This window comes from Kitasatospora sp. NPDC101108, from assembly GCF_055584725.1.
Window position 1 is genome coordinate 135,585 of record NZ_JBVJLM010000009.1, and the last position, 20,293, is coordinate 155,877.

General features: G+C 73.3%; 18 protein-coding genes. 7 read left to right on the forward strand and 11 right to left on the reverse strand.

From position 1 onward, the window contains the following. Nucleotides 1-32: 32 nt before the first annotated feature. Nucleotides 33-1,199: a SchA/CurD-like domain-containing protein gene (locus ACZ6Z8_RS21035; RefSeq protein ID WP_465611551.1), complete on the reverse strand. Its 1,167-nt coding sequence runs from the start codon at nucleotides 1,197-1,199 to the stop codon at nucleotides 33-35. A 370-nt stretch (nucleotides 1,200-1,569) separates the two neighbouring features. Between ACZ6Z8_RS21035 and ACZ6Z8_RS21040 the strand changes: the two genes are divergently transcribed. Then, nucleotides 1,570-3,195 carry an FAD-dependent oxidoreductase gene (locus ACZ6Z8_RS21040; protein ID WP_465611552.1) on the forward strand — a complete coding sequence of 542 codons (1,626 nt, stop codon included), beginning with the start codon at nucleotides 1,570-1,572 and terminating at the stop codon, nucleotides 3,193-3,195. Nucleotides 3,196-3,302: 107 nt separating this feature from the next. On the opposite strand, the gene ACZ6Z8_RS21045 is transcribed toward ACZ6Z8_RS21040, so the two are convergent. Further along, nucleotides 3,303-4,961, reverse strand: coding sequence for an APC family permease (locus ACZ6Z8_RS21045; RefSeq protein ID WP_465611553.1), 1,659 nt, complete (start codon nucleotides 4,959-4,961; stop codon nucleotides 3,303-3,305). A 311-nt stretch (nucleotides 4,962-5,272) separates the two neighbouring features. Then, entirely contained in the window at nucleotides 5,273-6,205 is a 933-nt protein-coding gene (locus ACZ6Z8_RS21050) for a serine/threonine dehydratase (RefSeq protein WP_465611554.1), read from the reverse strand. A gap of 259 nt (nucleotides 6,206-6,464) precedes the next feature. On the opposite strand from ACZ6Z8_RS21050, the gene ACZ6Z8_RS21055 reads away from it, so the two are divergent. Together ACZ6Z8_RS21055 and ACZ6Z8_RS21060 are read left to right on the forward strand one after the other, a co-directional pair. Beyond that, nucleotides 6,465-7,319 carry a DMT family transporter gene (locus ACZ6Z8_RS21055; RefSeq protein ID WP_465611555.1) on the forward strand — a complete coding sequence of 285 codons (855 nt, stop codon included), beginning with the start codon at nucleotides 6,465-6,467 and terminating at the stop codon, nucleotides 7,317-7,319. 270 nt (nucleotides 7,320-7,589) lie between these two features. Further along, nucleotides 7,590-7,841 carry a hypothetical protein gene (locus ACZ6Z8_RS21060; RefSeq protein ID WP_465611556.1) on the forward strand — a complete coding sequence of 84 codons (252 nt, stop codon included), beginning with the start codon at nucleotides 7,590-7,592 and terminating at the stop codon, nucleotides 7,839-7,841. A gap of 140 nt (nucleotides 7,842-7,981) precedes the next feature. Here ACZ6Z8_RS21060 and ACZ6Z8_RS21065 read toward each other — a convergent pair whose 3' ends face one another. Together ACZ6Z8_RS21065 and ACZ6Z8_RS21070 are read right to left on the reverse strand one after the other, a co-directional pair. Further along, nucleotides 7,982-8,311 carry a hypothetical protein gene (locus ACZ6Z8_RS21065; RefSeq protein WP_465611557.1) on the reverse strand — a complete coding sequence of 110 codons (330 nt, stop codon included), beginning with the start codon at nucleotides 8,309-8,311 and terminating at the stop codon, nucleotides 7,982-7,984. After that, complete coding sequence (locus ACZ6Z8_RS21070) at nucleotides 8,308-8,625, reverse strand: SAV_915 family protein (RefSeq protein WP_465611558.1); 318 nt, start codon at nucleotides 8,623-8,625, stop codon at nucleotides 8,308-8,310. Before ACZ6Z8_RS21070 ends, ACZ6Z8_RS21065 begins: the two co-directional genes overlap by 4 nt. Before the next feature lie 402 nt (nucleotides 8,626-9,027). Between ACZ6Z8_RS21070 and ACZ6Z8_RS21075 the strand changes: the two genes are divergently transcribed. Beyond that, nucleotides 9,028-11,247: an NADP-dependent isocitrate dehydrogenase gene (locus ACZ6Z8_RS21075; protein ID WP_465611559.1), complete on the forward strand. Its 2,220-nt coding sequence runs from the start codon at nucleotides 9,028-9,030 to the stop codon at nucleotides 11,245-11,247. Between the two features lie 69 nt (nucleotides 11,248-11,316). On the opposite strand, the gene ACZ6Z8_RS21080 is transcribed toward ACZ6Z8_RS21075, so the two are convergent. From ACZ6Z8_RS21080 to ACZ6Z8_RS21090, 3 genes are all read right to left on the reverse strand, one after another. After that, entirely contained in the window at nucleotides 11,317-12,000 is a 684-nt protein-coding gene (locus ACZ6Z8_RS21080) for a hypothetical protein (RefSeq protein WP_465611560.1), read from the reverse strand. A 69-nt stretch (nucleotides 12,001-12,069) separates the two neighbouring features. Next, the gene (locus ACZ6Z8_RS21085) at nucleotides 12,070-12,708 is read right to left on the reverse strand and encodes a YdcF family protein (RefSeq protein WP_465611561.1); all 639 of its coding nucleotides are present in this window, start codon (nucleotides 12,706-12,708) and stop codon (nucleotides 12,070-12,072) included. Nucleotides 12,709-12,838: 130 nt separating this feature from the next. After that, complete coding sequence (locus ACZ6Z8_RS21090) at nucleotides 12,839-13,864, reverse strand: cytochrome c oxidase assembly protein (protein WP_465611562.1); 1,026 nt, start codon at nucleotides 13,862-13,864, stop codon at nucleotides 12,839-12,841. Nucleotides 13,865-14,143: 279 nt separating this feature from the next. Here ACZ6Z8_RS21090 and ACZ6Z8_RS21095 point away from each other — a divergent pair, with 279 nt between their 5' ends. Beyond that, nucleotides 14,144-15,100: an NAD-dependent epimerase/dehydratase family protein gene (locus ACZ6Z8_RS21095; protein ID WP_465611563.1), complete on the forward strand. Its 957-nt coding sequence runs from the start codon at nucleotides 14,144-14,146 to the stop codon at nucleotides 15,098-15,100. Between the two features lie 169 nt (nucleotides 15,101-15,269). Here the strand turns inward: ACZ6Z8_RS21095 and ACZ6Z8_RS21100 are convergent, their stop codons facing one another. Beyond that, the gene (locus tag ACZ6Z8_RS21100; RefSeq protein WP_465611564.1) at nucleotides 15,270-16,484 is read right to left on the reverse strand and encodes an RNA polymerase sigma factor; all 1,215 of its coding nucleotides are present in this window, start codon (nucleotides 16,482-16,484) and stop codon (nucleotides 15,270-15,272) included. Beyond that, the gene (locus ACZ6Z8_RS21105) at nucleotides 16,481-16,852 is read right to left on the reverse strand and encodes a YciI family protein (protein WP_465611565.1); all 372 of its coding nucleotides are present in this window, start codon (nucleotides 16,850-16,852) and stop codon (nucleotides 16,481-16,483) included. The genes ACZ6Z8_RS21100 and ACZ6Z8_RS21105 overlap by 4 nt, the downstream gene beginning before the upstream one ends. Nucleotides 16,853-17,117: 265 nt before the next feature. Between ACZ6Z8_RS21105 and ACZ6Z8_RS21110 the strand changes: the two genes are divergently transcribed. Next, a complete protein-coding gene (locus ACZ6Z8_RS21110; RefSeq protein ID WP_465611566.1) occupies nucleotides 17,118-18,638 on the forward strand; it encodes an MFS transporter in 1,521 nt (506 codons plus the stop codon). Between the two features lie 194 nt (nucleotides 18,639-18,832). After that, nucleotides 18,833-19,735 carry a UTP--glucose-1-phosphate uridylyltransferase gene (locus tag ACZ6Z8_RS21115; protein WP_465611567.1) on the forward strand — a complete coding sequence of 301 codons (903 nt, stop codon included), beginning with the start codon at nucleotides 18,833-18,835 and terminating at the stop codon, nucleotides 19,733-19,735. Nucleotides 19,736-19,739: 4 nt separating this feature from the next. On the opposite strand, the gene ACZ6Z8_RS21120 is transcribed toward ACZ6Z8_RS21115, so the two are convergent. Beyond that, entirely contained in the window at nucleotides 19,740-20,243 is a 504-nt protein-coding gene (locus tag ACZ6Z8_RS21120; protein WP_465611568.1) for a DinB family protein, read from the reverse strand. Nucleotides 20,244-20,293 lie beyond the last annotated feature (50 nt).

Consider the following 20,293-nt stretch of genomic DNA (forward strand, 5'->3'; position numbering starts at 1 on the left):
GATGGTGTTCCTCCGGTGGGGTCGGCTGGGCGTCAGTCGCTCAGCGAGCTGCGGTCGGTGACCGGGCTCATGGCCCGGGCGGCGAGGAAGGCGCTCAGACCGGCGACGGTGCGCAGGTCACCGTTCGGGCCGAGCTCCAGCATCCCGGCCAGCTCGGCCGCCTCCTGGTCACCCGCCACTCCGAGCGCGGCGGCCGGGTCGGCCTCGGCCGGCACCCGCAGGTCGACCAGGCGCACCACGATGTCGTCACGCTGGAAGACGGTGGCCGCCGCGACCGGGCCGGTCGGGTCGGCGGTGGCGAGGTTGTCGTGGTCGAAGAGCAGCTCGGCGACGGCCTGCCCGCGGCCCGGGCGCACCGGGTAGAGCACGGCGTGCCGGTGCAGCCGGCCGGAGGTGGGGGAGCTGGCGATCGCCTGGTGCCGGGCGGGCAGCGCCGCCTTGGCGAAGAAGGCGCGGGCGGCCTGCGGGTCACCCAACTGCCGGGCCTCCTCCAGGTACGGGTTGAGCTCCTCCTCGACCGCCCGCACCTCGGGCTGCATCGCCACGTGGCGCAGCGCGTCGCCCAGGTTGCCGACCACCTCGACGGCCCGCACCACCCGGTTGCCGTGCATGAACAGGGAGGTGCGGTGCAGCCGGGTGTGCTCGTCGACCTCGGCCTTGGGGGAGGCGTACGCCGACAGGATGCGGGCGACCTCGGCCTCGGTGCCGGGCTTCACCGTGAAGGTCAGCGCGTGGCGCACCACGCCGTCCGGGCCCGGCTCGGCCCTGGGCGGGCCGACGTGTCCGGCGGGCTCGCTGCGCGGCATGCCCGGCGGCACCTCGATCGGCGCCCGGTCGCCGGTGGAGCCGGCCGCGGAGGTCTGGCGCAGGACGGCGTAGCGCAGCGAACGGAAGTTGTCGCTGACGCAGCCGTGCATCGGCTTGACCATCTCGCGGTGGGCCGGGCTGTCCACCCACTCCAGGAAGGTCTCCTGGTCCTCCCACTCGCTGGTGATCAGCCACTGGCGGGGGTCGTTGATGGACTGGCACAGCTGGTCGCTGACGTGGCCGGGCACCGCGGCCACCTGGTGGCGCAGCTGCTCGTAGACATCGAGGAAACGCTGCTGGGCGCCGTCCTGGATCTCCAGCATCAGCACCACCCTCAGCCGGGTGTCGGACTCTTCGTGCTGCTTCGGCTGCGGTTCGGACAGAGTTGTCATGATCCACTTTCTGCTCTCGGCCGCTCGCGGCGGGCCCTTGACGGCCGCGTCCGGCGGGTGCTCCCGGCCTGGGGGAGGGGGTGCGGTGGTGGTCGGCCCGGGCCCAGGGCCTGTCTTCTCACTCCCGTCTGCGGGGCTTCGGGCGGACGACAGGAGTTCGAGGACAGGCCCTGGGCGCCAGGCCTGAGGTCGATCGTGAGCGGCCCACCGGGCGCGGCGCGAGATTTGCGGGCCATCCGGGCGAAGAGGCGGCACAGCCCCCCTCGGGTGGGGGATGGAAGAGAGGGGCCCCGGGCTGAGCGGGCCCGTCGAGGGCGGCGCCGATTCCAGCTGCCGCGCCGCGGAATCCCCTTACAGGGTGGAGCAATTGATGAATCCGAAGGTTGACGACCGGGTGCCGGTCCTGATCGTGGGCGGCTCCCTGGTCGGGCTGTCGGCCTCGCTGTTCCTCGGCCGACTGGGTGTCAGGCACCTGCTCGTCGAGAAGCACGCGGACACCTCGCATCACCCGCGCGGGCGAGGCAACAACGTCCGCACGATGGAGCTGTACCGGGTCGCCGGGATCGAGCCGGCGATCCGCGAGGCGGCCTCGGTGCTCGCCCCGAACCACGGCATCCTCCAGGCACCCTCGCTGACCGGCGAGGAGCAGGAGTGGCTGTTCCGGGAGATCGACCCGGGCGGCAGGCTCGCCCGGTTCAGCCCCAGCGGCTGGTGCCTGTGCAGCCAGAACGACCTGGAGCCGGTGCTGCTGCGGGCGGCCCGCGAGCTCGGCGGCGACGTGCGCTTCAGCACCGAGCTGGTCTCGTTCGAGCAGGACGCCGACGGCGTCACCTCCCTGCTGCGCAGCAGGGAGACCGGCGAGGAGCGGGTGGTGCGCTCGGAGTACCTGATCGCCGCGGACGGCCCGCGCAGCCCGGCCCGGGTCCGGCTCGGCATCGGCCAGACCGGCAAGGGCGAGCTGTTCCACAACGTCAGCATCACCTTCCGCGCCAAGCGGCTGGCCGAGGTGGTCGGTGACCGGCACTTCATCGCCTGCTACCTGACCAACCCGGAGGCGGACGGCGCGCTGCTGCCGGTGGACAACCAGACCGAGTGGGTCTTCCACGCGCCCTGGCACCCCGAGCGCGGCGAGCCGCTGGAGGCCTTCACCGACGAGCGCTGCGAGCGGCACATCCGCACCGCCGTCGGCCTGCCCGAACTGGACGTCGAGGTCACCGGCCGGGCGCCCTGGCACGCGGCCGAACGGGTCGCCGAACGGTACGGCGTCGGCCGGGTCTTCCTCGCCGGGGACTCCGCCCACGAGATGTCCCCGACCGGCGCCTTCGGCTCCAACACCGGCATCCAGGACGCCCACAACCTGGCCTGGAAGCTGGCCGCCGTGCTGTGCGGCTGGGCCGGGCCCGGCCTGCTGGAGACGTACGGGCAGGAGCGCCGCCCGGTCGCCGAGGTCACCAGCGAGCGCGCCTCGGCCCGCTCCGCCGAGCACAGCCACCCCGGCTACGCGGTGGTCCCGGGCGTCGGCCGCCAGGCCGGGGTGCTGGCCGTGGCGCTCGGCTACCGCTATCCGCGCGGCGCGGTGCTCGGCACCGATCCGGCGGGCGCCGTCGTCCCGGAGACCTTCGAGTCGAACGGCGAGCCCGGCAGCCGCGCCCCGCACCAGTGGCTGCTGCGCGCGGGCGTACGGCTGTCCACGCTGGACCTCTACGAGCAGGCGATGGTGCTGCTCACCGGCCCCGGGGGCACGGCCTGGCAGCAGGGCGCCCGGCGGGCGGCCGACCGGCTGGCCGTCCCGCTGGACGCCTACCGGATCGGCGACGGCGCCGAGGACGACCTGGCCCCGGAGCCCGGTACGGACTTCGCCGCGCTGCACGGCCTGGACCCCGGCGGCGCGCTGCTGGTGCGCCCGGACGGCTTCGTCGCCTGGCGTTCGCCGGGGCCGGCCGCCGACCCGGAGGCCGAGGTGGAGGCCGCCCTCCGGGCGGTCCTGGACCTGTAGGGAAGCGCACGCGGACGGGCCCGCCGGTCGACTCAGCGACCGGCGGGCCCGTCCCGTCAGGTGTCGATCAGGTGATCACATGATGGCGTGATCGGGTGATCGGGTGATCAGTGCCCGCCGGCGTCCACCACCTCGACGTCGGCGACCTCGCGCTCGATCTCCTCGGCCGGCAGGGCGACCCGGATCGCCCAGTAGTAGATGGCCAGCGAGAACACCGACACGAGACCCATGTCGTACCACATCGGGATCCGGCCGGTGCCGTCGCCGAAGCCGCCCTGCCAGGAGATCAGGCCGAGGCCCACCAGGTAGACCGGCAGCCACTGGGCGGCCTTCCAGTTGAGCCGCGGCGCGTTCGGCAGGCCCTTCTTGATCGCGTACGCGGCGTAGCCGCCGAGCAGGGCGTAGCCGAGCACGATGGCCAGGCCCAGGCGGGACAGGGTCTGCCAGCCGGCCCAGTAGATGATCAGGCTGGCGACCACGAACGAGGCCGGGGAGATCACGTTGCCCAGCGGCAGGCGGTAGGAGCGCTCGCGGTCGGGCAGCCGGCGGCGCAGGGCGCCGAAGGCCAGCGGGGCGCCGGCGTACATCAGCACGCTGGCGGAGGTGATGAAGCCGACCAGCTGCTGCCAGCTCGGGAAGGGCAGGAAGCAGATCACGCCGGTCACGAAGGACAGGATCAGGCCGAACCAGGGCACACCGTTCTTGTCCAGCTGCTCGAACTTCTGCGGCGCGTAGCCGTTGCGGCTCAGGCCGTAGGAGATGCGCGAGGTGGAGGTGGTGTAGATCAGGCCGGTGCCGGCGGGGGAGATCACCGCGTCGACCTTCAGCACGTAGTACAGCCAGCCGAGGCCGATCAGGGTGGCCAGACCGGCGAAGGGGCCGTCGATGCCGGGGAAGTCCAGCTTCGCCCAGCCGTCGGCGAAGGCGGTGACCGGCAGCGCGCCGATGAAGACGACCTGCAGCAGGGTGTAGATCAGGGTCCCGATGGCGACCGAGCCGAGCACGGCGCGGGGGATGTCGCGCTTGGGGTTGCGGCTCTCACCGGCGATCTGGATGGCCTGCTCGAAGCCCAGCAGGGCGAAGATGATGCCGCTGGTGCTGATCGCGGCGAGCACGCCCTTGGCGCCGAACGGGGCGAAGCCGTGCGAGGTGAAGTTGGAGCTGTGGAAGCTGGTGATCGCCAGCATGAAGATCGTGAGCAGAGGAACGAAGATCTTCAGCCAGGTGGCGATGCTGTTGGTCCGGGCGAGGACCTTCACGCCGAGGAAGTTGACCGCGACGAATACCGCCATCAGCGCGGTCGCGACGATGAAACCGCTGGTGGTGAGGGTGCCGTTGTCGTTCTGCAGCCCGCTGGCCCAGGGCGCGTCCTTGGCGTAGCCGATCATGGCCTCGACCTCGATCGGTGCCACGGTGGCCGCCTGGAGCCAGGAGAACCAGCCGAAGGACATGCCGGCCAGGCCGCCGAAGGCGTAGTGCGGATAGCGGGCCGTGCCACCCGAGACCGGGAAGAGCCCGCCGAGCTCGGCGTGCACGAGTGCGAGCAGTACGATCCCGACGGCGCCGATGCCCCAGGAGATGACGGCTGCCGGTCCGGCGGCGGTGACGGCGCTCTTGGCGCCGAAGAGCCAGCCGGAGCCGATGATCGAGCCGACCGAGGCCCACATGAGGCCGACGAGCCCGACGTGGCGCTTGAGCGACCGGTGTGCGGTCCCGGCGGTGCCGGAGCCCTGGTCGGGCGGCGAGATCTGGTTGAGGGAAGCCATGGGCGATCTCTCTGTGTGTGGGGGCTCCGGGGAGTGGGTCGGAGCGCGGAGAGTTGCCACACAGTAGGGCTATTCAGAGACCTCTGCACAGATTTCATTACTGAATGTTTACTTTCTTTGCCTGATATCCGCGCAGGTAGGAGGCATTCTGTTCAGTTGTCTGTTACGTGACTCGCCAGTAGGTCCGCCATCTGAGCGGGAATTGAGCTTCGCGATTCGATCATGCACCATTGACCACCCCGGGCGTTTATGAGAATGACGGCCGCTGCATAGTCATCCGCCGGCGCCCGGGGCTCCGCCCTGACGGAGTGTCAATCCAGCAGGTCCGAGGGGTCGGTGTTGGCGCCGCAGAGCAGCACGGCGATGCGCTCGCCCTCCACCCGGTCCAGGGCGGCCAGCGCGGTGGAGGCCGCGTACTCCACGGCGATCCGGCGCTCCTCCCAGAGCCGGCGGCGGGCCGCCACGATGTCCCCGTCCTCCACCAGGACCGAGCGCACCCCCGCATGCCCGGCCGACGCCCCGGCCGCCTGCACGGCGAGCGCGGTGGCCCGGCGGGCGCCCAGCGCGTCCTGGGCCACCGAGGCCACCGGGACGTCCACCGGGCGACCGGCCTCCAGCGCCGCGTTCAGCGCCCGGCTCCCGGACGGCTCCACCGCGACCACCCGCACCCCGTGCTCGCGGGCCGCCACCGCCACCCCGGCGAACAGCCCGCCGCCGCCCACCGACACCACCACCGTGTCCAGGCCGGGGACCCTGGCGCGGATCTCGTCCAGGACCGTCCCCGCACCCGCCGCGATCAGCGGGTGGTCGTACGCGTGCGAGGCCAACGCCCCACTGCCGGAAGCGAATTCCTCGCAGGCCGCCAGCGCGTCCGCGTACTCCCGGCCCACCAGCCTCACCTGCGCCCCGTACGAGCGCAGCCGGTCCAGCTTCACCGGCGAAGCCGTCTCCGGCAGGAACACCGTGGCCCGGACGCCCAGTTCACGCGCGGCCCAGGCGCACGCGAGCCCGGCGTTGCCGCCCGAGGCGATGGTCACCCCGGCCGGTGGCAGGGTGCCCGCCTCGGCGTGGGCGAGCAGGAAGTTCTGCGCACCGCGCGCCTTGAAGCTGCCGGTGTGCTGCAGGAACTCCAGCGCCAGCCACGTCCTGCCGCCGTCGTCCCCCGGCGCCACCGCGACCGGCCGCACCCGCCCGGCGATCCGCCGCCCGGCGGCCTCCACCTCGTCGTACGTCAGCTGCTCCATCGTCGGCTCCTTCGCCTGTGGGGTGCGGATCGGTCGTCCGGACCGACCGTAGTGCGGCGGAAGGGGCCCGAGAAGATCGCCGACGGGCGGGCGTAGCCTGGACCCGTGCGTTTCGTGATCCTCCCCCCGCCGGCCCGCTAGCGGGCGGCGTACCCACCTGACCCGGCCGAGCGGGAGAGCCCCCTCGGTGCCCGGGGCGATGGCTGCCGCCCGCGTACCCCGCGGACCAGAACCGGCGAACCATCGTGGAGTACGACGCATGACCTCGCACGCCGCCGTGCCGTTCCGGCACGGCCTGTTGTCCATTTCCGCCGCCGCCGTCGCCTGGGGGGTGGGCGGAGCCGTGGCCGCACTGCTGATGCGCACCAGCGGACTCGGCCCGGTGGCCGTCTCCTGCTGGCGCTTCGGCGTCGCGGCCCTCTGCCTGGCGCTGCTGCCCTCGGAACGCCCTTCCGGGAAGCCCGGATCCACCGTGCTGACCGGCCTCGGGCTGGCCGTGAGCCAGTGCGCCTACTTCGGCTCCGTCCACTACGCGGGCCTCGGGCTGGGCACCCTGATCACCATCGGCGCCGGACCGGTGCTCACCAGCCTCGGCGCCCACCTGCTGCTCGGCGAACGCCTCACCCGGCGGTCGACGGCCGCCGTCGTGCTCGCCCTCGGCGGGCTCGCCCTGCTCGTCGCCGCACCCGCCGCCGGACCGCGCCCGGCACTCGGCGTCGCCCTGGCGGTGCTCGCGGGCGCCGGTCAGAGCGGGCTCACCCTGTGGGCCCGCGGCGGCGGCTCGGCCCGCGCGAGCACGGGCGCCTTCACCACCGGACTGCTCTGCCTGCTGCCCTTCGCGGCGCTCCAGGGCCTGCTGCCGACCCTCGGCCGGCCGGCGCTGACCGGGGGAGCCCTGCTCTTCCTCGGAACCGTGCCGACGCTGCTCGCCTACCGCTGGTACTTCAGCGGCCTGACGACCGTACCGGGCACCACCGCTTCGGTACTGGTCCTGCTGGAGCCGGCCACCGCGGCGGTGATCGGCGTCCTCTTCCTCGGTGAGCCCTTCACCCTGGGACTGGCGGCAGGCTCCGCACTGCTGCTGGCGGCGATCGCGGCGCTGACCCGGCCCTGACGGGCTGCGGAGCCGCAGGCACGCCCCCGGCGGCGTGCCTGCGGCTGTCGTGCCTTTGGCTGTCGTGCCTTCCGGCTTGCGGCCCCGTTCGCTCGCGGCCTCCTGGCTCCGGGCCGGCGCTGCCCGGCGGCCCGGCCGACGGGCACCCGGGCTTCCGGCCCTCGGGGCGGTTCGGGGCCGTGCGGTCGTCCGTCGCCGGTCCGGCGTGGTGTCCACCCGGGCGGGCGAGCTGTGGTCGCCGGGCGCCGGGTGCCGTGCTGTCGTGGCGGCATGAAAACCTCACGCGCGGCCCGGGTGGCCGTCACGACCGCGATCGCCGTCCTCCTCGCCGTGGGCGCCGCAGCGCCGGCCGCGTATGCGGCGGCGGGCGGTCGGCGCGATGTCACCGCCGACACCTGTCGGGCCGCAGGCGGCCATGTGGAGGGCAGCGGCTACTGCGTGGACGCGAGCGGCGAGGACGCCTGGGGCGCGGAGATCGACGGCCAGGCGGTCAACCCGGACCCGCGCCCCGGTTTCGAGTGACACACGGCGGTAGTCGGCCTCCGGTCGCGCCGAGAACCGCCGCCCGGTGTGGAGCCGCTGGGCCCCCACAGGGGCCGGGGCGGAAGTGGTGAGCGCCCCCGGCCCTCTCCGGTGAGGGGCGGGGGCGGCTGGGCGGCGGGCTACGGCACTGGCCGCAGGGTTACCGGGGTCGGGGTCAGGGCGCGCAGGACCAGGTCGATGCGGACCTTGGTGGCGCCCGCGCGGTGGAGGGCGGCGGCGACGGCCCGCAGTTCATCGGGGCCGGAGCAGGCGAGGCGGAGTTCCAGGTCGGCGTCGCCGGCGAGGGCGAGGCCGCTCTGCACGGCGGGGAACTCCGCCGCGAGGCGGTCGAAGTCGAGCGGGACCGGTCCGTGGCTGATCCGGGCGACGGCGTGCAGGGCCCGGGCCTGCTCGGGGCGTCCCGGGGCCGGGGTGAAGCCGTCCGGGACGAGGTGGAGGGGGGCGGTCACCGGGGCTGGAGCTGGGTGGCCGGGGCCGGGGCGGGTGCGGCGGCGGGTGCCGTGGCGGAGGCGGGGACGGGCGGGGCGACCAGGCGGGGGTCGAGCACCAGGGTGTCGACGCCGAGCGGGCTGGTGAGGGTGCGCAGGGCGGGCTCGCCGAGTTCGGTGTAGGCCTGCTCCGGCCCGAGGAGCGCGGCGAGGGCCTCGGGGCTGCTGAATCCCACCGCGCAGCGGCGGCCGTCGCGGGTGCGGAAGAGGCGGAGGGTGGTGGTGCTTCCGGTGGCGTTGGTGGTGACCGGAACGTGCCAGACGACGCGGGCCATGCGGATGCTCCCGGGTGGGGTGGTGGTGGCTGCCGGAACTGTTCTGTCCCGACGCTAGGTCGGGTCGGGCCGCGCGTCGCCGGTCCTGACGCAGCGTTGACCGAATGGCGTGGTGCATTGACGCACTCCTGACACCCGACTCATTCGATTGGACTACGCCTCTGTCCCGGGCAGCCGAACATCACCCGACGGGTTCCGGAACGCCGGCCGTCCGCCGCCTGACCGGGACGTACCAGGAGCCCTCCGCTTGCCCCCGGGGCGCTCGCGGACGACGGTGGAGTCGGCCCTCCCGGCGCCCCCGGAACCGACCGGCGCACGCTCCGGGGCGGGGGGAGGTGGAGCGAGGGGCCCGGGACGAGATATCTTGACGTCAAGACGTTGGAGACGTGAAGCGGAGTACCGATGACTGACTCGACCATCATCTATACGCACACCGACGAGGCTCCGGCCCTGGCGACCTACTCGTTCCTGCCGGTGGTCCAGGCGTACGCCTCGACGGCGGGTGTGCGGGTGGAGACCCGTGACATCTCCCTGGCCGGGCGGATCATCGCCAGCTTCCCGGAGCGTCTGACCGAGGCCCAGCGGATCGGCGACGCCCTGGCCGAGCTGGGCGAGCTCGCCAAGACCCCGAGCGCCAACATCATCAAGCTGCCGAACATCTCGGCCTCCGTGCCGCAGCTGAAGGCCGCCATCGCCGAGCTGCAGGCTCAGGGCTACGCCCTGCCGGACTACCCGGACGACCCGCAGACCGACGAGGACAAGGACGTCCGCGCCCGCTACGACAAGGTCAAGGGCAGCGCCGTCAACCCGGTCCTGCGCGAGGGCAACTCCGACCGCCGCGCCCCGCAGTCGGTCAAGAACTACGCCAAGACCCACCCGCACCGCATGGGCGCCTGGACCGCCGAGTCCAAGACCAACGTCGCGACCATGGGCGAGAACGACTTCGCGAGCACCGAGAAGTCCACCGTGATCGCCGCCGACGGCGCCCTGCGCATCGAGCTGGTCGCCCAGGACGGCGCCACCACCGTGCTGCGCGAGAAGGTCCCGGTGCTGGCCGGCGAGGTCGTCGACGCCTCGGTCATGCGCGCCGCCGCCCTGAACGAGTTCCTGGCCGCCCAGGTCGCCCGCGCCAAGGCCGAGGGCGTGCTGTTCTCGGTGCACCTCAAGGCCACCATGATGAAGGTCTCCGACCCGATCATCTTCGGCCACGTGGTCCGCGCCTTCTTCCCGAAGACCTTCGCCGCGTACGGCGAGGCGCTGGCCGCCGCCGGTCTGAACCCGAACAACGGCCTCGGCGGCATCCTGGCCGGCCTCGACAAGCTGCCGAACGGCGCCGAGATCAAGGCCTCCTTCGACGCCGAGCTGGCCGAGGGCCCGGCCCTGGCCATGGTCGACTCCGACAAGGGCATCACCAACCTGCACGTGCCGAGCGACGTCATCGTCGACGCCTCGATGCCGGCCATGATCCGCACCTCCGGCCACATGTGGGGCCCGGACGGCCAGGAGGCCGACACCCTCGCCGTCCTGCCGGACCACAGCTACTCCGGCGTGTACCAGGCCGTCATCGACGACTGCCGCGCCAACGGCGCCCTGGACCCGGCCACCATCGGCTCGGTCCCGAACGTCGGCCTGATGGCCCAGAAGGCCGAGGAGTACGGCTCCCACGACAAGACCTTCGAGATCGAGGCGGCCGGCACCGTCCGGCTGGTCGACGCCGAGGGCAACGTGGTGCTGGAGCAGGCCGTGCAGCCGGGCGACATCTTCCGCGCCTGCCAGACCAAGGACCTGCCGATCCAGGACTGGGTCAAGCTGGCCGTCACCCGCGCCCGCGCCACCGGCGACCCGGCGGTGTTCTGGCTGGACGAGAACCGCGCCCACGACGCCGTGCTGATCGAGAAGGTCAAGACCTACCTGCCGCAGCACGACACGACCGGCCTGCAGATCGAGATCAAGTCCCCGGTCGAGGCCACCATGTTCTCGCTGGAGCGCATCCGCCGCGGCGAGAACACCATCTCGGTCACCGGCAACGTGCTGCGCGACTACCTGACCGACCTGTTCCCGATCCTGGAGCTGGGCACCAGCGCCAAGATGCTGTCGGTCGTCCCGCTGATGGCGGGCGGCGGCCTGTTCGAGACCGGCGCCGGCGGCTCCGCCCCGAAGCACGTCCAGCAGCTGGTCAAGGAGAACTACCTGCGCTGGGACAGCCTGGGCGAGTTCTTCGCGCTGGCCGCCAGCTTCGAGCACCTGGCCACCACCACCGGCAACGCCCGCGCCAAGGTGCTGGCCGACACCCTGGACCGCGCGACCGGCACCTTCCTCAACGAGGACAAGTCGCCGAGCCGCCGCCTCGGTGGCATCGACAACCGCGGCAGCCACTTCTACCTGGCCATGTACTGGGCCCAGGAGCTGGCCAAGCAGACCGCCGACGCCGAGCTGGCCAAGGCCTTCGACGGCCTCGCCAAGGCGCTGACCGAGCAGGAGAAGACCATCGTGGACGAGCTGATCGCCGTCCAGGGTGCGGCCGTCGACCTCGGTGGCTACTACCAGCCGGACCCGGCCAAGGCCGCGGCGGTGATGCGCCCGTCGAAGACCTTCAACGAGGCGATCGCCAGCCTGGCCTGACACCGGGCGGGTTGAAGCACCGGGAGGCCCCCGGGTCCGCTGCGGCGGATCCGGGGGCCTCCCCGCGTGTCAGGCCGCGTCGCGGACCTTCCGGGCGGGCCGGCGGAGCAGCCGGGACTCGTGCATCGCGAGGACCGCTCCGGGGCCGAAGACCAGGGCCGGCACCGCGACGATGCCGGTCAGCACGACCTTGACGGCGATGTCGAGGGCGTCGTGGTCGGCGAGCTCCCCGGTCGAGGGGTCCGTCCACATCCGTGTCCGGTAGCCGTCGCGGTGGTCCCCGTCGGCCGGGCGGACCTGTTCCCAGCTCCGCCCGCCGGTCGTCCAGGAGTAGGTGCAGGTGTAGACCTCGCTGGTGACCGGGTAGTTGTCGACCATGTCCGTCCGGGTGTCCGAGTGGTGGCAGCCGTTGAGGGTGACCGTGACCGACCGGTCGGTGCGCAGCCACTGCCGGACGTCCTGGACGACCTTGGTGGTCAGCGCGGTGTCGAGGACGGCCGGGACCGCGAAGAACAGGAACAGCACGAGGCCCGTGCCCGCCTCGAACCAGCCCACCGCCGGGACCAGGCCGAGCACACCCGCCAGCAGCGCCAGACCGACCACCCAGAGGCGTGCGCCGAGCCAGGCCGGGTCGTCCACCGTCCAGTCCCGGGCGGCCATGGCCGCCACCACCACCGCCGTGGCGAAGGCCAGTACGCTGATCGCGCCGCCGACCCGCTGGAGCGGGCTCCAGCCGTTCTCCGGTTCTGCCATGGCCGCCCCCTGCGCGCTCGGATTCCGTCCTCATACTGACCGACCGGGCGGCATGATCCAATGGCCCGTTCAGGCCAGCCCCAGCACCACCCCGGTACCGGTCAGCAGCAAGAGCGCCGCGCCGTTGGCGCGCGGCAGCGCGAGGGCCGTGCCGACCGCCTCGCGCAGCAGCTGGTACGGGCCGTGCGCGAGCGGCCCGTCCGCGCCGAGCACCCGGCCGTGGGCGCCGGCCCGGCGGGCGGCCACGGCGGAGCGGACGGTGTGGAAGCCGCTGGTGACGACGGTGCAGCGGTAGCCGGGGCGCTCGGCGGCCATCAGGGCGGCGCTGAAGCGCAGGTTCTCGGCGGTGTTCACAGCCCGCTCCTCGCGCCGGATCCGCTCGGCCGGGACGCCCCGGACGACCAGGTAGCGGGCCATCGCGCCGGCCTCGGTGCACTCCTCGTGCGGGCCCTTGCCCCCGGTCACCAGCAGCAGCGGGGCGTGCCCGGCGGCCTCCTCGGCGGCGAGGCGGTCCAGCGCGGCGTCCAGCCGGGCCGCCAGGGTCGGCGCGGGTACGCAACCGTCCAGCGCGGCGCCCAGGACGACCAGGTAGTCGGTGCCGACCGGCACCCGCCGTAGGCGTTGGTGCAGCGCGCAGACGAGGAACCCGAGCAGCCAGAGCAGGACGTACCCGCCGAGCAGGGCGGCGGGTGTGAGCAGGGCGCGCATACCCCTCGAACGCGGCCGGTGGAGGCACCGTTCCGGGGCGTGGGGGAGGGCGGTAGGACGGAGCCCACGTCCTCGGCGAGGACGTGGGCTCCAGGGGGCGGGACGTTCGGGGCGCTCCGGGCGGCGGGGCTCAGCCGGCGTCGGCCGCCGGGGTGGCGGGCGCGGCCGGGGTGGCGGGGGCGGCCGGGGTGGCGGGGGCCGCCGGGCGTCGGCCGCCGCCCTTGTGGAGCGAGGCCAGGTAGGCGTTGTACGCCTCCAGCTCGGCGTCACCGCTGCGGTCCTCGGCGCGGTCGCGGCGGCGGGCCTGCCGCTGCTCGGAGCCCATCCACTGGTAGACCAGCGCGATCAGCACGAGCGCGGTCGGGATCTCGCCGAACGCCCAGGTGATGCCGCCGGCCAGCTTCTGGTCCTCCAGCAGGTCCGTCCCGGGTGGCGCGCCCTGGACGGTGAAGGTGGAGACCAGCGGGTGGCTGGCCATCATCACCGCCACGCCGAAGAAGGCGTGGAACGGCATCCCCATGAACAGCTCGATGATCCGCATCACGTGCCCGGGGCGGTGCGGGCCCGGGTCCACGCCCATGATCGGCCAGAAGAAGGCCAGACCGGTCATGAGGAAGTGGACCATCATGAAGATGTGCCCGAGGCGGTACTCCATCAGGATGTCGAACACCGGGGTGAAGTAGACCCCGTACAGGCTCGCGATGAACAGCGGGATGGTGAACGCCGGGTGCGAGACCACCCGGACGTACCGGCTGTGCAGCAGCGCCACCAGCAGCTCGCGCGGCCCGCGCGGCCGCCCCTTGCCCGTCGGGCGCAGCGCGCGCAGGGCGAGGGTGATCGGGGCGCCGAGCAGCAGCAGGATCGGCGTCAGCATGGACAGCACCATGTGCTGGATCATGTGCGCGCTGAACAGCACCATGCCGTAGTCGTTCAGCCCGCTGCAGGTGACCAGCAGCATGCTGGCGATCCCCGCGACCCAGCCGATGACCCGGCCGACCGGCCAGCGGTCGCCGCGCCGGTACAGCCGGACCACGCCGACCAGGTACAGCGCCAGCGCGACCAGGCCGCCGAGCAGGAACACCCAGTCCGGGGACCAGGTCCACACGGGGGAGAGGCTGAACGGGCCTAGTCGGGTCATCCCGCCGTGGTGGTGCATTCCTGACATTCCGTCGCCCATCGGCGGGTCCCGCTTTCCGTCCTCGTGGTCCCCGCTGGGGGTCCGGTTCGCCCGTTTTGCTTGGCATACAGCCTAGGTGGGCCTTACCTCGGCCGTACCGCCGCCCCCTCCGTACGGGCTCCGTACGGGCTCCGTACGGGATCCGCGCAAGCCCGGTGCGAGCGGCCGCGGGTGGCTCGCCGGCGGCTCCCCGGGCGGCTCTCCGGTGCGCGGCGTCGTGACTAGACTGACCGGCCGGTCGGCAGGGAGGAATCAGCCATGGCGGCGACGCAGCGGCCCGGGGCACGGACCACGGTCGCACTCACCGGGGCGACCGGCTTCATCGGCTCGGCCGTACGGGCGGCCCTCGCGGCGCGCGGCGTCCCGGTGCGGGCGCTGGTACGCGGGGAGCCCGTCGCGGACGGGCACACCGCCTGGGTGCGCGGCGACCTCGCCGACCGGGCGGCGCTGGCCGAGCTGTGCGCGGGCGCCGGGGTGCTGCTCCACCTGGCCTCGCTGGTCGGCGGCGGCGCCGAGGAGTGCGCGGCGGTCAACGACCGGGGCGCGGCGGCGGTGATGGCGGCGGCCGGCCGGGCCGGGATCGGCCGGATCGTCCACCTGTCGACGACGGCGGTGTACGGCGAGGGCCCGCACGCGGGCATCGGCGTCGACGAGGTGCCCGCCGCGCCGCTGTCCGAGGCCAGCCGCACCAGGCTGGTCGGTGAGGGCCACGCCCTGGCGGCGGGTGCCGTGGTGCTGCGCCCCGCGCTGGTCACCGGTACGGGTGACCGCTGGGTGGTGCCCGGCCTGGCCGAGCTGGCCAGGCGGGTACCGGGCCGCTGGGCCGGCGGCGACGTCCGGATCTCCCTGGTGGACCGCACGGACCTGGCCCGGCTGATCACCGCGCTCGCGTTGGACGCGCCGGCCCCGGTGGCGGGCGTCCACCACGCGGCCCACCCGGAGCCGGTCCGCAGCGGTGACCTGCTCGACGCGCTGGCCGGGCTCGGCCTGCTGCCCGCCCTGGACGGCCCGGCGCTGTCCTGGGAGGAGTGCCGCCGACTGCTCGCGAAGACGCCGGGGCAGGTCTCCGAGCGCCAGTTGGCGATGATCGCCCGCGATCACTGGTACCGCAGCCACGAGGTCTGGCGGCTGGCCGCCTGCCCGCCCGGCCCGGGGCCGTTGGCCCGTCTGGCGGGGGCGGCACCCTGGTACCGGACGGCGCTGGGGGCGGGCTGAAAGCCGGGCGGCGTCGACTGCGGACGCCACTAACTACGGCTGTAGTTACTGCATCTGTAGTTACGACGGCTGTAGTTACTGCACCTGTAGTCACTGCGCCTGTGGTTACCGCAGCTGTCGTGTCCAGGAACCCGTAGCCGCTGCGCCGTAGCCACTGCGCCCGTAGCTTCTACGCCTGCAGTCGCCGCGCTCGCGCCTCCAGGAACCGCTGCTCCGCCAGGCTCGCCGTGGCCTTCGCCGCGCGGCGGTAGTGCTCGTACGCGCCTGTCCGGTCACCGGCCCGCTCCAGCAGGTGCGCCCGGACGGAGAGCAGCCGGTGGTGCCCGGCCATCCGCTGGTTCCCGTCCAGGGTGGCGAGCAGGGCGAGCCCGGCCTCCGGGCCGTCCCGCTCGGCGAGGGCGACGGCGCGGTTGAGGGTGACCATCGGATTGGGGGCGATCCGCTCCAGGATCAGGTACAGGGCGTGCACCTGCGCCCAGTCGGTCTCCTCGGCGGTGACGGCGTCGGCGTGGGTGGCGGCGATGGCGGCCTGGAGCTGGTACGGGCCCAGCTCGGGGCCGGCCAGGGCGGCCTTGGCCAGCGCGGTGCCCTCGTCGAGCAGGTCGCGGTCCCAGGCGCTGCGGTCCTGCTCGCCCAGCGGCACCAGGTCGCCCGCCGCCGTCGTCCGGGCCGCCCGCCGGGCGTGGGTGAGCAGCATCAGGGCGAGCAAGCCGGTCACCTCGCCGTCCTCGGGCAGCTGGGCGTGCACCATCCGGGCCAGCCGGATCGCCTCCCGGGCGAGGTCGGCGCGGTGCAGTTCGCTGCCCGAGGAGGCCGTGTAGCCCTCGTTGAAGATCAGGTAGAGCACGTGCAGGACGACTCGCAGCCGTTCCTCCCGCTCGGCGCCCTCGGGCGGGGTGAAGGAGCTGCCGGCCGCCCGGATCCGCTGCTTGGCCCGGCTGATCCGGGCCGCCATGGTGGCCTCGGGCACCAGGAAGGCCCGGGCGATCTCGGCGGTGGTCAGCCCGCCGACCGCGCGCAGGGTGAGCGCGGTCTGGGAGGCGGCGGTGAGCGAGGGGTGGCAGCACAGGAAGAGCAGCAGCAGGGTGTCGTCGGTGTCCGGGACGTCCTCGGGCACCACCTCGGCGGCCGTGGTCGCGTTCTCGCGCTCGCGGCGGGCGTGGTCGCTGCGGATCTGGTCGACCAGCCGCCGGGAGGCGACCGTGACCAGCCAGCCGCGCGGGTTGTCCGGCACGCCCTCCTCGGGCCACTGCACGCTCGCGGCGAGGACGGCCTCCTGCACGGCGTCCTCGCAGCCCTCGAAGCGGCCGTACCGTCGTACCAAGGTGCCGAGGACCTGCGGCGTGAGATCACGCAGCAGGTCCTCGAAGTCCGGTGCTGTCATGCCTCCAAGTGTCCGTCGGAGAACATCACCTGGCGTACCTCGACGCCCAGCCCCTCGATCGCGGCGTCCGGGATCTGCGCGGCGAGCTCGATCGCCCGCTCCTTGTCCTCGCAGTCGACCAGGTAGAAGCCGCCCAGGAACTCCTTGGCCTCCAGGAACGGGCCGTCGGTGACCGCCGGCTGGCCGTCGCGCACCGTGACCACGGCGGCCTGGGACGGGTCGACCAGAGCCTGGGTGACGATCAGTTCGCCGGAGGACTTCAGCGCCTCGATGAACTTCCCGTGCCCGGCGCCGATCGCCGCCTTCTCCTCGTCGGTCAGCGCGTCCAGCACGGCCGGGTTGATGTGCAGACTGATCAGGAACTTCATGGCGTACTCCTCGTCGTGGTCGGGCCCCGGTCGGGCCCCTCGACCGTACGGTCGGAGCCGGTGCGGCCGTCTTGACATCCCCGCCGGAGAAATCTCCCACGACTCCGCTCGCGTCGCACCGTTCACCACTGCCGCGAAGCCGGCGCCGAGAAGCCGGTGCCGAGAAGCCGGCGCCGAGAAGCCGGCGCCGGGAAGCCGGTGTCAAGAATCCGGCGACCGCTCCGACCGCCCGGCGGAAGGTTTCCGAGGCGGAGGAGTCGCCGAGATGAGAGTGAACCGGGCACGGCTGGGGCTGGCCCTGCTGATGCTGCCGACCCTGCTGGTCGCGATGGACATGACGGCGCTGCTGCTCGCCCTGCCGAGGTTGAGCGCCGACCTGGGCGCCTCCGGCGTCCAGCAGCTGTGGATCAGCGACGGCTACGGCCTGATGGTGGCCGGGCTGGTCATCACCATGGGCACGCTGGGCGACCGGATCGGCCGCCGGCGCCTGCTGCTCTGCGGCGCTGCGGCCTTCGGCGTGCTGTCGGTGCTCGCCGCCTTCGCGGTCGACCCGCTGATGCTGATCGTCGTACGGGCCCTGCTGGGCGTGGCCGGGGCGACGCTGGCGCCGTCCACGCTCGCGCTGATCACCAACATGTTCCGGGACGAGCGCGAACGCGGTCGGGCCGTCGCGGTCTGGGCCACCTGCCAGTTCGCGGGCGGGGCGCTGGGCCCGGTGCTGGCCGGGTTCCTGCTCCAGCACTTCTGGTGGGGCTCGGTGTTCCTGGCCGCTGTCCCGGCCATGGCGCTGCTGCTGGCGGTCGGCCCGGTCGTGCTGCCGGAGTTCCGTGGCGGGACGGCCGGGCGGCTGGACCCGGCCGGGGTCGGGCTGTCGCTGGTGGCGGTGCTGCTGATGCTGTACGGCGTCAAGCAGCTGCCGCTCGGGGGTGCGCCGCTGGTCCCGGTGGCGTCCCTGCTGGCGGGCACCGGCGTCGGGTACGTCTTCGTCCGGCGGCAACTGCGCTCGGAGCGGCCGCTGTTGGACCTGCGCCTGCTGCGCGGCCGCCCGTTCACGGCGGTGCTGGTCTCGCTGGTGCTGGCCGGGGTCGCGATGGCCGGCACCGGCCTGCTGGTGACCCAGTACCTGCAGAGTGTGCTGGGCCGCTCGCCGTTCGCCTCGGCCGTGCTGTTCGCCCCGATGGGCCTGGCGGTGGCGGTCGGCACGATGGCCGCGCCGCGGCTGGCCGGCCGGGTCGAGCGGACCACCGCGATCGCGGGCGGGCTGGCGCTGTCCGGGTTGGGCGCCCTGCTGCTGGTCGCCGTGGACCAGGACGCGGGCTCGCTGCCGCTGGTGATGACCGGCATCGCGGTGCTGGCGCTGGGCACCGGGCCGCTGTTCGCCCTGGGCACCGGGCTGGTCCTCGGCTCGGTGCCGCCGGAGCGGGCGGGCTCGGCGGCCTCGATGTCGGAGACCGGCAACTACTTCGGCGGCTCGCTCGGCTTCGCCCTGCTGGGCACCGTCGCGTCGGTGGTCTACCGCGGCCGCACCGGCGGCGGCTCCGACTCGCTGGCGGGCGCGGTCGAGGCGGCCCGGCAGCTGCCGGCCGGGCCGGGCGCCGAACTGCTGCACCGGGCTCGTTCGGCGTTCACGGCAGCGCTGCACGTCAACGGGCTGGTCGCGGCCGCGCTGTTCGGCGCGCTGGCCGTGCTGACGGTGGCGATGCGCCCGGCGAAGGGCGCGGCGCCGGCCGGGAACGAGGCGGAGGAGGAACGGGAGAAGGAGGCGCCCGCCTACGAACGGGCTTGAACCTGCCACCCGTGTCAGGTCCTGCCTTCGGGCCGCGACGAACGCGACATCCACCGGAGGGGAAGGAACGATGAGCAGCGAGGAGGCCGCCACTCCCCGCGCCCACGGTGGGTGATCATGCCGTCATCCTTGGTAGCGTCGGTCGCGCCGCCGCTCAACCGCGGCGCAGCACCGTCGACGTGAGAGAGCATCACATGGCCCCCAGGACGATCCGCCGAGCCGTCATCCCCGCCGCCGGACTCGGCTCCCGCCTGCTGCCGCTGACCAAGGCCACCCCGAAGGAGATGCTGCCGGTCGGTGACAAGCCGGTGATCGAGCACACCGTGCGCGAGCTGATCGAGAGCGGCATCACCGACATCACCATCGTCGTCAACGGCGACAAGGGGCTGATCCAGGAGCATTTCCGCCCCAACCCGGTGCTGGTCGACCAGCTGCGCCGGGACGGCAAGGCGGCGTTCGCGGACGCCGTCGAGGAGGTCGGCGAGCTGTCCCGCAGGGGGCACATCAGCTACCTTTACCAGCACGGCCCGTACGGCAACGGCACCCCGGTGCTCAACGCCGCCCGGCACTTCGGGGACGAGCCCTGCCTGGTGCTGTGGCCGGACGACGTGTTCGTGGCCGAGGTGCCCCGCGCGCAGCAGCTGATCAGGGCGTACGAGCAGACCAACGCGCCGGTGCTGGCGCTGATGCCGATGGCCCCCGAGGACTCCTACCGCTACGGCGTGCCGGTGGTGAAGGAGGACCTCGGGGGCGGATCGCTGCGGATCACCGGCCTGGTGGAGAAGCCCAAGCCGGCCGACGCCCCGTCCTCGTACGCCGCCATCGGCGGGTACGTCATCACTCCCGGCATCGTCGACGAGCTGCGCGAGCTCACCCGCCGCTGGCACGAGAAGCCGGAGGACGAGGTCTACCTGACCGACGCCATCAACGCCTACGCGGCCCGCCGCGCCGTCTACGGGCAGGTCATCGCCGGCACCTGGTACGACACCGGCAACCCCGCCGCCTACCTGCGGGCCCAGTTCGCCGCGGCGCTCGCCAACCCCGAGTTCGGGCACGAGCTGCGCCAACTGGCGGGCGAGCTCGCGCCGACCGAGTGAGGCCCTAGCTGCGGTCGTGGTCCCCGGTCGCCCCGTCGGTGAGCTCGCGCAGGATGTCCATGTGCCCGGCGTGCCGGGCGGTCTCGGTGGCCATGTGGATGAGCACCCAGCGCAGCGACACCGTCCGGCCCGACCAGGATGTGCCCAGGGAGTCCAGCTCCAGTTGGTCGATCGCCTCGTCGGCGGCGGCCCGGGCGCGGGCGTAGAAGGCCAGCACGTCCGCCGTCGACTCGTGCGGTTCGATCCGCATGTCGGAGCTCTCGTCGGCGTCGAGGTCGAACGGCATCGGGCCGGTCTCCAGACCGAAGGTCTGGCGGAACCAGCCGAGTTCGGCGCCACCGAGGTGCTTGACCAGGCCCAGCAGGTTCGTTCCCGAGGGCGTCATGGGGCGGCGCAGCTGCTCGTCGTCCAGGCCCTGGACCTTCCACAGCACCGCGTCGCGGTGCCGGTCCAGAGCCGTGTACAGGCTTTCCTTCTCACCGCCGGTGAACGGCACGATCTTGACCATGTGCGGACGGTAGCAGACCCCGCAGGCCGGGTCCGGCCAGGTTGTGGCGC